Source organism: Spirillospora sp. NPDC046719, from assembly GCF_040645715.1.
Taxonomy (GTDB): Bacteria; Actinomycetota; Actinomycetes; order Streptosporangiales; family Streptosporangiaceae; genus Spirillospora.
Window position 1 is genome coordinate 1 of record NZ_JBEYYT010000057.1, and the last position, 12,815, is coordinate 12,815.

The following is a 12,815-nucleotide window of genomic DNA, read 5'->3' on the forward strand; positions in this document are numbered from 1 at the left end:
CCGGCGCGGCGCCCGCCGCCGAGGGCAGCACGCCGGTGGCGGTCACGGCGGCGGCCGCGACGCCGCCGGCCTGCACGAATCGTCTCCTGCTCAGCTCATTCGTCATCGAAAGGCCCTTCAGGCGTGCGTGGAGTGGAAGGTGAGGCGGCCGGACCCGGCCTGGAAGACCGCGTAGCCGCCCTGCATGCCGGTGAAGCGGGCGCCGCCCGGCCCGGACACGTGGACATCGCTCGCCGACCGCGCAGGGACGCGGATCTCGGCCGTGACGTTGACCGGGACGTTCACCGAGAGCGAGACGCCGTTCCCCTGCCGCTTCCACTGGACGCCGACGTCGCCGCGCTGGAGCGGGACCGTGCCCGTCGCGCCGCTCAGGCCGGACAGCGGCGGCTGGATCCGCACCGACGCGGACGCCGGGGCGGTCACGGTGACGCCGAGGAGGGACCGCTGCACGTCGACCAGGGACGTCGAGCCCCACGGGTGCGAGAAGCTCTGCCCGGTCTCGGGCGCGTCCCACGACTCCCAGGTGAAGGTGCCGCCGCGCGCGAGGATGTTGCCCCAGCCCGGCCCCTTGGTGTCGGTCAGGCGGGTGACGACGTCGCCCGTGCGGCCGGTGTCGTCGAGCGCCTGGAGGAGCCGGTGCGCGGTCATCGGCCCCATCTGCATGCCGAGCCCGGCGATGTAGGAGCCGATCGCCTCGCGGGACTCGGCGGGTGCGACCCCGTACGCGACCGCGTAGGCGTTGGCGATCTGCGAGGCGTGCGTGCTCTGCGTGCCGTCGCCCTTCAGGCCGTCGATGTAGATGCCGTCGGCGCGGCGGAGCTTGGCGTTGATGGCGCCGGTGAGGGTCCCGGCCTCCTTGCGCAGCGCGGCGGCCTCGTCGGTCTTGCCGAGCGCGTCGGCGGCCCGGGCGGTGGCGTTCAGGACGTCGACGCCGAGGACGTTGATGACCGTGCGGGCGGCGGTGTCCATGTCGTGGCCGTAGCGCATGGTCGCGGGCCAGTCGATGATGCCGTACTTGTACTGGCCGGACCCGCCTTCGAGGTTGGTGACCAGCCCGGTGCCCGAGTCGATGTAGCGGCGGACGTATCCGGCGACGGCGTTCATCACCGGGTACGCCTGCGCGAGGGTGGCGGCGTCGCCGGACTGCTCGAAGTAGTCCCACGCCCAGCCGGGGAACATCTCGGTGTAGTCCGGGATGTCGCGCTTGCCGTCGCCGTTCGGGTAGACGGAGTTGAGCCGGCCGTCCGGCCAGTAGCGGGCCTGGGAGGCGATGAACTCCTGGATCGCCTGCCGGGTGAGCCGCCGCTCCCCGAACGCGCCCATCGCGGCGGTCGAGGTGTCGACGGCGTCGCCGAGGAACTGGCCCTTCTCCCGGGTCGGGGTGTCGAGGAACTGCGACTGCGACCCGTACAGCGCCGACCGCGCCATCATGTCGTAGGCGGCGTTCACCCCCTTGTCGGACGTCCGGACGGTCGCGGTGCGGTCGACGGAGTTGTACTGCACGACGGCGGAGATGTCGTCGGGGTCCACCCCCGAGTCCGGGCCGATCTCGAAGTAGCGGAAGCCCTCGTAGGTGAACGCGCGGAACGTCTGGTCGCCGTCGCGCTGCGTGTAGCCGTAGGTGAGGTCGGTGTCCTGGTTGTCGTCCTTGGAGCGCGACACCGTGCCGTCGTCGGCGAGCAGGTATCCGGCGTGCATGTCGACGTGCCGCCCGGCGGTCCCGTTCCGGAACCGGACGACCGGCACCGCCGGGATCACCTTCCCGAAGTCGGCGACGAGCGCGCCCGACGCCAGCTTCGTCACCTTCACCGGGTGGACGGTCTCGTACGCCAGGGACGTCTCCTGCCCGTGGACGTGCTTGAACGCCGAGGTCGGGTGCGCGCCGACGACCTGCGGCGCCGCCCAGGACGAGGCGTCGAAGCCGGGCCGGTCCCAGCCGAGCGGCTCGGCGGTGCCGTCGACGTCCTCGACCCAGTCGGCGCCGTCGCCGTTGCGGCGCGGCGCCGTCTTCCACGGGCCGCGCGCCACCTTCCAGGTGCCGTCGCTGACGACCACCTGCCGGGTGCCGTCGGCGTGGTCGATGACGAGCCGGACCAGCAGCCCCGGCTCGCCCTTCGGCCGCCCCTGCCCGGACCCGTACCAGTGGTAGACCGCGCCGAGCGTCGCGTCCCCGCCCGCCTTGAGCCGCGAGGTGACGTCGACGGTCTTGTAGAACAGGTCGTCGGCGTACTCGAACGCGGGTCCCCGGTCGACCGTCTCGCCGTTGAGGCGCAGGTCGTACTGCTGGTCGGCGGAGATGTGGACGCGGGCCCGCACCACCGGCGAGGCCCCGACGGCGAAGTCCTTGCGGGCCAGGGTGTAGTCGTCGGACTCGGCGGTGGTCCGGCGGATCCAGGACGCCCCCCACTGGCCGTCGCTCAGCCCGGTGTCGAACGACGCCGCCCGCGACCACGGGGACGCCTTGCCGGTGCGGTCCCAGGTGCGGACCTTCCAGGTGTAGGTCGTCTCGGACGCCAGCGCCGGCCCCGCGTACGGCACGTACTCCTGGCTCGCCGACGCCACCCGTCCGCTGTCCCACACGGTCTTGCCGGACGCGTCGCGCACGGCGATCTCGTAGGCGGACTGGACCTCGCCGGGGTCGACGTCGCGGGGCCGCCATCCGAATTGCGGCGCGCCCTCCACGCTGAGCGGCCGGGCCTGGTCGCCGACGGTGAGGCCGGCCGGCGCCTGCGGCGCGTGCCCCGCCTGCACCGCGCCCTGCGCGGTTCCGGGCAGGGCCACGACGGCGGCGGCCGTCATGGTCGCGGCGGCCGCGAGGACGGTGCGGGACCCGGTGGAACGATTCACGAAACGGCGGATCATGAGGAAGAACCTCCAGTGGGGGGATGCGGCCCTACGGCCGGACGGAGAAGCCGCTCAGCTGCACGTTGGCGTTGGTGGAGTCCCAGCTCCGGCTGACCGCGATGCGCACGTACCGGGCGCTGACCTTGTCGAACGTCGTGGTCCCGCCCTCCTTGGGCGTGTCGGCCGCGGTGGCGACGGTGCGCCACGTCCGGCCGTCATCGGAGACCTGGACGGCGTAGTCGCGCGGCCCGTAGTTGGAGCGGCCGCCCACGACGACCGCGCCGAACCGGACGGGCGCGCCGAAGTCGAGCCCGTACCGGACCGGGTCCTCCGCGGTCGGTCCCTGGCCCGCGGCGCGGCCCCACGAGACCCAGAACGTGCTCGCCGAGCCGTCCACGGCGAGCTTCGCCGGGTAGCGGTCCTGGCCCGCGTCCGCGATGACCCGCGGGAACGGCGCGCCGCCCGGGTTGAGCGCCAGGTCGCCGGAGTGCCGCAGCGTCACCGCGGTCTCGGCGGACGGCCCGGCGTCGCTGCGCGCGGTCACCTTCAGCGTGCTCGTGCCGGACGAGACGCCCTGGTCGCGCACGTCGACGGGCACCGTCACCGACCCGCCGGCGGGGACCGTCACCTTGCCCTGCTGCGGCGTCGCGGTGATCCCGTCGGCGGCCGACGCCGCGACGGTCACGTTCGCCGGGCGGCCGGAGGCGTTGGTGACCCGCACGGTCGCGCGGTTGTAGCCGCCGTCCGCCAGCGGCAGCTCGGGTTCGAGGGCCTCGGCGGTCAGCACCGGCCGGTCGCCGCCGGTCGCGGTGAGGGTGAGCGGGCCGAACAGCCCGTAGTCCATCGGCGCCCGCGAGGACGCGCCGGTGCCGGGCGCGACGCGGACCGCGTTGAGCAGCGTCGAGGCGACCCGGACGGTGATCGTGTTGTCGCCGGGCCGCAGGTACCGGCCGACCTGGACGTGCCGCAGGTCCGCCTGGTCGAGCGGCGGCAGGTCGTGGCCGTTGACGTTCACCTTGACGGTGTCCACCGGCGTGCCGAGGTCGAGCTCGGCGGCGTCGATGCCCTTCCAGCCGTCGTCGAGGGTGACGTGCGCGGTGTAGGTGCCGACGCCCGACACGTCCTTGAGGTCGACCGGGTACCCGCCGGCCGTGGTGATCGCCGACCAGGCGGGCAGCGCGCCGTTCTCCCCCGCCTTCAGCGTGACGGGACCGAGCGTCTTGTGCGCGGTGTCGCCGGGCTTGCCGGACGGTCCGGGGCCCCACGAGTCCACCGACAGCGACCACTCGTTCAGCTTCACCGGCTGCGGGACGGCCGCCGTCCGCTGCCCGCCCGGCCCGTCCGGCTTGCCCTGGCCGGGGAACGTCGCGTCGTGCCGCGGCGTGACCGCGATGACCGTGGCGTCGTTCGCCGCGAGCCGGACGGGGACGGTGACCGTGCCGTGCCCCGACGTGTAGTCCGTGATCGGGGTGATCTTCCCGGTCCAGGTGTCCAGCTTGTAGGGGGCGCCGTCGCCGGTCAGGGTGATCGTCTGCGCGGTGGTGGTGTTGGTCTGGTTGTACAGGTAGTAGTAGTCCGTGGAGCCGGCCTGGCGGCGGACGTCGAGGATCGCGCCGGAGCCGTCGTGCGGGGTCGCGGCCGGGGTGACGCGCAGGCGGCGCAGCGCGTCGGGCGCGTCCGCCTCGCTCGCCGCCCGGACCACGGTCCGCTGATCGAGCAGCTGGGAGACCACCGAGGTGAGCCGCGCGTCCTGGCGGCCCGCGTCGCCGTCGCCGGGCACCGTGCTCGGCGCGTCCCCGACGATCACGACGGGGAGGCCCTGCCGCGCCAGGCTCAGCAGCTTCTCGGCGGCGGCCAGCGGCATCGTCTTCTGGTCCTTCAGCAGCACCGCGTGGTAGGCGGAGCCGTCGCGGAACAGGGCGCCGCCGGAGTAGGAGGCGTCCTTGCGCTGGAGCTGCGCCGGGCTGAGGTACTCGTAGGTGTATCCGGCCGACGCCAGCTCCGAGGAGTCCTGGATCAGCTTGTTCGACCCGGAGCCGGTGGTGCCGGTCCCGTTCATGCCGAAGTCCTGCCAGTACACGGCGAGGTCGAAGCGGGGCTTGCCCTGCCGCAGCACGAGCTGCATCCGCGCGAGGTTGTCGTTGACGGCGCGGTAGTCGGCCCAGTTCGGCCCGCCCTTGTCGCCCCACGCCTCCGAGTAGGAGGTGTTGCCGCCGTAGGTCATGCCGGGCCAGACCGACTGGGGTCCGGCGCCCGCGGGTCCCCGGCTCAGGTACGGGAAGCCGTGCCAGACGACCTGGTTCACGCCGCCTGCGAAGCCGCGGTAGACGGCCTGGAGGTTGGAGGCGTCCGATCCGGCGCCCGCCGTCGAGCCCCACACCGTGCCGGAGAACGCGCAGCACTCGTCGGACACCACCGGCTGCCCGGACAGGTGCGCGCCCGTGGCGACCACGCGGTAGTCCTGCACGTTGCTGTAAGCGCCGACCGACTGCCCGAACGCCAGCGACTCGCCCTCGGGCACGTCGATGTGCGAGGCGGCCTCCGAGACGTCCACCGGGATGCCGTACGGCTGGATGCGGGTCTTGATGTGGTGCTTGTGCGCCCATTCGCGCAGCACGTCGAGCCGGTTGCGGATGTACAGGTCGCTGAGCGTCTGCCGGTAGTCGGTGCGGACGCGCGCGCCGACGCCGCCGCCGAAGTCGAAGAACGGCCGGTCGGTGATGCCCTGGTCGCCGGCGCCCGCGAGGGCGGGCAGCACGTCGACGGGCGAGTAGCCGCGCAGCTTCGTCCACTGGTCGACCAGCTGCGACGTCCACTTCTGCGTGGTGCCGAGTTCGAGCGAGTCCTCGAACAGGTCGGTCTCGCCGATCCGGGCGAGGAGCTTCCGCACGTCGGAGGTGAGGATGTTCTTGTCGTAGAAGTCGGTGGTGGCCTTCGCGCCGGCCTCGCTGAACGGGTCGAGCGCGTAGTTGGTGCCGGTCGCGGTGTAGCCGGACAGGGACTGCCCGCTCGGCGTCTGGTAGAAGGCGATCAGCGCGTAGGTGCTCTTGTCGTCGCCGGGGAAGTCGACCGCGACGTTGCCCTGCTCGTCCACCTTCGCGGTGACGTCGGTGACGCTGGAGCGATCCAGCATCCTGGGCGCGCTGGACGAGGCGCTGCAGCCCGCGTCGGAGCACTTCGCGACGAGTGCGGCGACGAGCGTCTTCTTCGCGCCGGCGGGCGGCGCGACGTTGAAGTTCGTCGGCAGCCCGCCGGAGCGGCTCGTGCCGCCCTTGTGGAACTCGTAGGAGAAGACGATCTGCTGCTGGGCGCTGGGGTCGTTGACGTCGGCGACCGTGGGGACGGTCGCGGGCCAGCGCGGGCCGATGGTGAGGTCCAGGCCGAGGCCCTTGTCCCTCGCCGCGGCCAGCATCGTCCGGGTCTTCTCCGCCCACAGCGGCGTGCCCCAGCCGTAGGTCTTCAGGAACTCGGGGGTGCTGCCGCCGGTGCCCTCGACGTTGAAGGGGGCGACCTCGGCACCGCCGCCGCCCGCCTTCTTGATCTGGTCGAGCTCGGCGGCCAGCTCCGTGTCGTCGGTGTAGGCGAGCGGCTGCCACCAGCGGTACTTGGGCCGCACGGAGGCCGGCGGGTCGGCGAAGGTGCCGCGGGTCAGCGCGGGCACGGTCGGCCCGAACGACTCCGCGCCCTCCGCCGCCCCGACGACCGCGAGCCCGGACACGGCGAGCAGCGCCGCCACCGGCACGGCGGCGAGCCGCGCCGAGGTCCGGCGGGCTCCGGCCGCCGGACGGACTTTGGAGCGGGTCATGAGGAGTAGCCCTCCAGTTCGATGACGCGGCTGTAGTTGTGGTCGTTGGAGTCGTGCACGAGCAGCCGCAGCGCGGACGCCTGCACGGGGGCGAAGGTCCTCTCGACCCTCCCGGCGGTGTTGCCGGTGACGGTCGCGACCGTCGTCCACTGGCCGCCGACCTGCGCCTGGACGTCGAAGTCCCGCAGGCCGGACTTGGCGGCGGAGTTGCTCGGGCTGTCGAGCGTGTAGACCTCGACCCGGCCGATCCTCTGCGGCTCCTTCCAGGTCGCGGTGAGGGTGTCGGGGAAGGACTTGGACGTGTCGTCGTTCCAGCCGCCGACGCCGTTCAGCCAGACGCCGGAGTCGGTGCCGCCGTCGTTGGCCCAGGCGGGCGACGACCCGCTGTGGGTGCTGGACGCCGACATGGCCGCGGAGCGGACGAGGTTCCCGGTGACGAGGACCGGCGCGGTCACGGACTCGTCGTCGGCCGTGACGGTGACGGTGCCCTTCGTGCCGTCCGCGTCCGGGCCCTTCACCTCGACGGGGATCTCGGCCGAGCCGCCCGCCGGGATCGTGACCCGCGCGGGGGCGGACGCGGTGAAGCCGGCCGACGCGGCCGCCTTCACCGGGACGGTGACGGCGCGGCGCTCCAGGTTCGTCACGCGGAACCGGGCGTCGGCGGCCGTGCCGGGGATCACCGGGACGTTCACGCCGAACGGCGGCTCGACGGCGAGCTGCGTCCGGTCCTGCCGGACCGCGGTGGGCGTGCGGACGGCGAACGTCCACGAACCCGACCCGACCTCGTAGACGGCGTGCCCGTTCTGGACGCCGAGCGAGCGCGCGCCCGCCGGGGCCTGCGCGGCGGACGCGCCGAGCAGCGGCACCTCGACGCGCGCGGGCGCGCCCGGCGGGACCGTCACGTCGAGCCGCAGGTCGTGCCCGGACCGGCGCCAGGCGCTGGACACCGTCCCGCGCGGGGTGTCGTACGACGACGAGGCGCGCGTGAGGTCGCCGACCACGGCGGGCCGGATCACCAGGTCGCCGTAGCCGACCGAGCCGTCGGCCTGCCGGATGCCGGCGAGGCCGGCGCCGAACCACTCGTCGATCGCGCCGAGCATGAAGTGGTTCTGCGAGCCGTAGCCGGTCGGCCCGTCCCAGTACTCGGTGAGCGCGGTCGCGCCGTGCACCACCTGGTAGCCGTAGCTCGGGTTCGTGACCTGCTGCGCCACGGCGAGGATGACGTCGTCGCGGCCGGCCGCCGACAGCGTCCGGAACACCGACGGCAGCGCGATCTCCCCGACCGTCAGGTGGTAGCCGTTCGCCTTGATGGTCGAGACGAGGTGGTCGAGGACGGCCTGCTTCTGGTCGGCGGGCACGATGCCGAGGTCGAGCGCGAACGCGTCGCCGGCCTGGCTGCCCGACCCGTAGGTGTGCTTGGCCGGGTCCAGGTACTTGGCGTTGAACGCGTCGGCGATGTCGCCGGCGAGCTTGGTGTACTTCCCGGCGTCGTCGTCCTTGCCGAGCAGCTTGGCGATCTTCGCGAGCGCGGTGGCGCTGCGCTGGTAGCCGTAGGTGGCGGCGACGCCGGTCGGGGTGGTCTTGTCGACCGCGGCCCAGTCGCCGAGGCCGTAGTCGAGCAGGTTCCCCTTCGCCTTGGACGTGAGGTAGTCCAGGTAGCGCTGCATGTTCGGGTAGAAGTCGCGCAGCGGCTTGGCGTCGCCGTACGTGACGTAGTGCTGCCAGGCGGCCAGGATGATCGCGCTGCCCCAGTTCGGGTCGTCCCAGACGCCGCCGGAGAACGTCACGTACGCGGGCGCGATGTCGGGGACGAGCCCGTCGGCGGTCTGCGCCTCCGCCATGTTGCGCAGCAGCGCCGGGTAGTAGGCGGCGACGTCGTACCCGCGGGTGATCGTGCCCTGGACGAGCTGGGTCTCCTCCAGCCAGCCGAGCTTCTCCCGGTCCGGGCAGTCGGTGAGGATCGACATCATGTTGCCCTGCACGGCCCGGTCGATGATCGTGTGGATGCCGTTGAGCAGCAGGTCGGAGCTGTCGAACGAGCCGGCGGAGGCGTTCCCGGCGCGCAGGATCGTCGCCGAGACCGTGTCCGCGGACGGCGCCGCGTCCAGGCCGCTGACCTGGATGTAGCGGAAGCCGTGGTAGACGAACCGGGGGTGCCAGGTCTCGGTCCCGGTGCCCGCGAGGGTGTAGGTGTCCATGACGGGCGGGTTCTGCGCGCCGCCCGCGATCATGGTGCCCTGCTCGACGAGGCCGTCCGCGCCGAGCCGCTCCCCCGGCTTGATCGTCAGCTTCGTGCCGCGCTTCCCGCGCACGCTCAGCTCAGGCCACCCGACGATGTTCTCGCCGAGGTCGAAGACGTAGGTGTCCTTCTCCGGATGCGTGACCTTCACCGTCTTGCGGGTGCCGACGGGGACGATCGCCGGGGACATCCGCGCGGTGAGCGCGATGCCCGGGTCGGGCGCCTCGGTGGCCGGCTTCCACGACGACAGGTCGGCGGACGGCCCGTCCCAGCCCTGCTGCGCCAGCCGGGCGTCCTCGTCCTCGCCGCCGTACCACTGGCTGGACGTGGTCGGCCCGAGATCGGTGCGCCAGGACCCGTCGGTCGCGACGCGGGCGGTCGTGCCGTCCTCGAGCGTGACCTCCAGCTGCGCGAGCAGCTTGGGCGCCCCCTGCGCGCCGACGTACTTGGTGTAGCGGTCGTTGGTGGCGGCGACGTTGTAGGTGCCGTTGCCGAGCCGGACGCCGATCGCGTTGCCGCCGCGCCGCAGCAGCTTCGTCACGTCGTAGGCCGCGTACTCGACCCGCTTCCTGTAGTCGGTGTTCGGCGGTTCGAGGACGGCGTCGCTGACCGGCCGCCCGTTGATCGTCGCGTCGTAGATGCCGAGCGCGGTGATGTACAGCCGCGCCGACCGGACGGTGTTCTTCAGCGAGAACTGCCGCGCGAGCAGCGGCAGCGCGGGCATGGACGTCTGGTAAGCGGGCGGCGGGACCTGGTCGGTGACGGTCTTCACCACGGTGAACGGGCCGTCCGCCGCGTCGGAGGTCTGCACGGTGTAGTCGACCGGGAAGTTCGGCGTCTTCCCGTCGCTCGTCATCACGTCGGTGCGCGGGTACAGCCTCACCGACGCGACGTCCTTGGCGGCGCCGAGGTCGAGCTGCAGCCAGATGTGGTGGCCCGGGTCCTGCGACTTGTAGGCGTTGCTGGTGTAGCCGAACGGCGCCTTCTGCGTGGTGAGCGACCCGTCGGTGAGGAACTCCGGCATCCACTTGCCCGGGTACTCGCGGACCTCGGACGCGGCGACCTGCGCGCCCTTCGCCACGTTCGCGCCGGACGGGTCGAGCGCCTCGATCTCGGCGAGCTGCAGCCGGGACACCGGCGACCCGCTCTCGGTGATCGGCAGGCCCAGCTTGGACACGTCGATCCGCAGGTAGCGGGCCTTCGTCCCGGCGGGCAGGCCGACCGTGACGGGGCTCGGCGCCCGGTTCAGCCACCGGTCGTCGGTGATCCATTTCCCGGACCAGTCGTCCTTGCCGAGCAGGCCCATCTCGAACCGGGCCGGGGGGCTCCAGGCGGACGCCCGCCCGGAGCCGTCCCAGACCCGGACCCGCCACCACACCTGGCGGCGGGAGGTGAGCGCCGTGCCCCGGTAGACGGCGTTCGGGGTGCCGGACGCCACCTTCCCGGAGTCCCACAGGTCGGCGCGGCCGAGCCCGTTCCGGGAGGTGGCGGCCTCGACCTGGTAGGCGGCCTGCGCGGCGCCGCGGCCGGGCGCGGTGAGCCGCCAGCTCAGCGCCGGCGCCGTGTCGTCGATGCCGAGCGGGGCGTCGAGCGCGTCGGTGCGCAGCCCGAAGGCCCGCAGGCCGGGCGCGTCGGCGCGCGCCGGGACCGCGAAGGCGGCCCCGATCAGCAGCGGGAGGACCGCCGCCGGAAGAGCGGCGCGGGTCAGTGCCGTGCGGGTGGGCATCGTGCGGGCGGGGGTCGTGCGTGTGGGGGACGTGCGGGTGGGGGTGGTGCGCATTCAGGCTCCCCGGACGGTGGTGAGGAACTTCAGGTCGCGGCCGGGCTCGGCGGTGAAGGTCGCGCCGCCGTCACGGCTGACGGCGGACGCGCCGCCCTGGTACGGGTCGTGGTCGTTGTAGGCGACGCCGTAGCAGCCCGTGGTCGCGGTGGAGGAGATCCGGACGGTGTAGTGCGCGCCGCGCCGGACCGGGATGCCCGGGTGGACGGTCACGTTCCGCGCGGACCAGCCGATCTCCGCCGCCGGGACGGAGCCGGACCAGAGCGTCCGGGTCCCGTCGGTGACCTCGATGTCCAGCGGCTCGGACGGCGGGGTGCGCTCGACGCGCCCCTGCTCGGTGCCGTCCTTGAACGCGGTGACGGCGAGGGAGGCGAGGCGGCCGCCGCGTCCGGCGGTGAACGACTGCTCGCGGCGGACGTCCCCGGCGACGTCGCAGCCGGTGCGGAAGCCGGCGGCGCCGCTGCTCTGGTCGAGGCCGGGGACCGCCGCCTGCCGTCCGGGGTGCCCGGGGTCGAGGCGGACGGTCGCGTTGCCGCACTGGACCGGGGTGATCGATCCGTCGGCGCCGAATGCGAGCGGCTGCCACTGGTAGTTGGCGAGGGCCTCGTTGGTGTGGCCGTTCCACAGGTCGCTGAAGTACATGTAGATCGGCGGGCCGTGGCGCTGGCGGAGGGTGGCGACCTGCGCGGGCTGCCCGCCGCAGGAGTTCGCGGTGATGCTCGTCCCGGCGGTCGGGACGACCCACTTCGCCAGGCCGCCCGAGAAGTCGTCGGCGAGCAGGTCCTGCCCGGACGCCGAGGTCACCCGGACGTTGTCGAACTTCGCCGACTCCAGGTCCGCGCCGTTCCACTCGCGGAACCCGACCTTGCCGACGGGATACGTCGCGTCGGTGTAGGCGTCGACCTGCGTTCCGTCGACGGACGTGGTCAGCGTGGAGCCGGACGCGGTGACCGACACGTGGTGCCACTCCCCCGCCACGATCGGCTTGTCGAGCTGCACGACGTGGCTGGCGGTGGTGGACCCGGCACGCCGCAGCACGCTCAGCTTCCCGTTGCCCGTGCCGGAACCGGTCAGCAGGAACAGGTAGCCGTGGTCGTCCTGGTTCATCCGGACGGAGAACCCGGCCTGCGCCAGCTTGCCCGACGCCGTCGGCAGCGGCGCGACGTCGAAGGAGAAGGTGTAGTCGGACCAGTCCTCGCCCTGCTGCGACAGGCCGTACAGCCCGCCGCGGGCGGTGAGCGCGCCGTCGTCGGCCGTCCAGGCGTCGCGGCCCTTCCACGGGCCGAGCGGGCTCGACGCGGTGAGGTAGGACGTGCCGGTGCCGGTGCAGTACCCGCAGTTCGGGTCCGACATCGTCAGGTAGTACACGCCGTTCCGCTTGAAGATCGACGGCGCCTCGACGCGGGTCACGCCCGTGACGTCGTAGGGGCCGGCGGCGCGCAGGTAGTCGGGGGTCAGCTGGATGACGGCGATGTGCCAGCCGGCGTTGCTGCACGCCAGGTAGCCGGTGCCGTCGTCGTCGACGAACACGTCCAGGTCGGCGGTGCAGTGCGTCCCGGCGGGCAGGTCGGGGACGGGCCGCTCGGTGAACGGACCGGTCGGCCGGTCAGCGGTGTAGACACGGAACCTGTCCGCGGCCTCCTGGTCGTTCACCCACATGACGTACTTGCGGGTCGCCTTGTCGTAGACGGTGTGGGGGCGGAAGCAGAACTTGCAGGAGCGGGCCTCCACGACGCGGCCGCGGTCGGTCCAGTGCGCGAGGTCGGGCGAGGAGTACACCTTGAAGCCGCAGAACGTGCTGTTGACCTGCCACTGGTAGCCGCAGTCGTAGCTCGTCCCGTACAGGTAGTAGGTGTCGCCGAACCGCTGGATCGCGCCGTCGTGGGCGTCGACCGCGTTGCCGTCGGTGTCGAACCGGACGGTCTGCTCGCCGTCCGGTCCGGTGTTGGTGATCGGGGTGACCGTCGACGCCAGCGCGGGCGGCGCGGCAGGTGCGGCCAGGACGCCGAGCAGCAGCGCCAGGGCCGCGGCGACGGCGAGGCCGCGGCCTCGCCAGGGCCGGCGTGGGGGGATGGTGCGCATGGACGGGGCGTCCTCTCGGAGCTGCGCTGTGGGGTGGGGGGCGGCGCGTCGTCCGTTTCCGGGCA

General features: G+C 73.0%; 4 protein-coding genes. All 4 read right to left on the reverse strand.

The genetic code is table 11. The features are described from left to right. Positions 1-117 precede the first annotated feature (117 nt). From ABZ914_RS13185 to ABZ914_RS13200, 4 genes are read right to left on the reverse strand one after another with little or no spacing between them, the layout of a single operon-like run. Entirely contained in the window at positions 118-2,847 is a 2,730-nt protein-coding gene (locus ABZ914_RS13185) for a family 78 glycoside hydrolase catalytic domain (protein ID WP_500193180.1), read from the reverse strand. A gap of 46 nt (positions 2,848-2,893) precedes the next feature. Next, positions 2,894-6,649, reverse strand: coding sequence for a glycosyl hydrolase (locus tag ABZ914_RS13190; protein WP_500193181.1), 3,756 nt, complete (start codon positions 6,647-6,649; stop codon positions 2,894-2,896). After that, positions 6,646-10,668 (reverse strand): family 78 glycoside hydrolase catalytic domain, encoded by a 4,023-nt coding sequence (locus tag ABZ914_RS13195; protein ID WP_500193182.1) that lies wholly within the window; start codon positions 10,666-10,668, stop codon positions 6,646-6,648. The genes ABZ914_RS13190 and ABZ914_RS13195 overlap by 4 nt, the downstream gene beginning before the upstream one ends. Next, complete coding sequence (locus ABZ914_RS13200) at positions 10,669-12,750, reverse strand: family 43 glycosylhydrolase (protein ID WP_500193183.1); 2,082 nt, start codon at positions 12,748-12,750, stop codon at positions 10,669-10,671. Positions 12,751-12,815 lie beyond the last annotated feature (65 nt).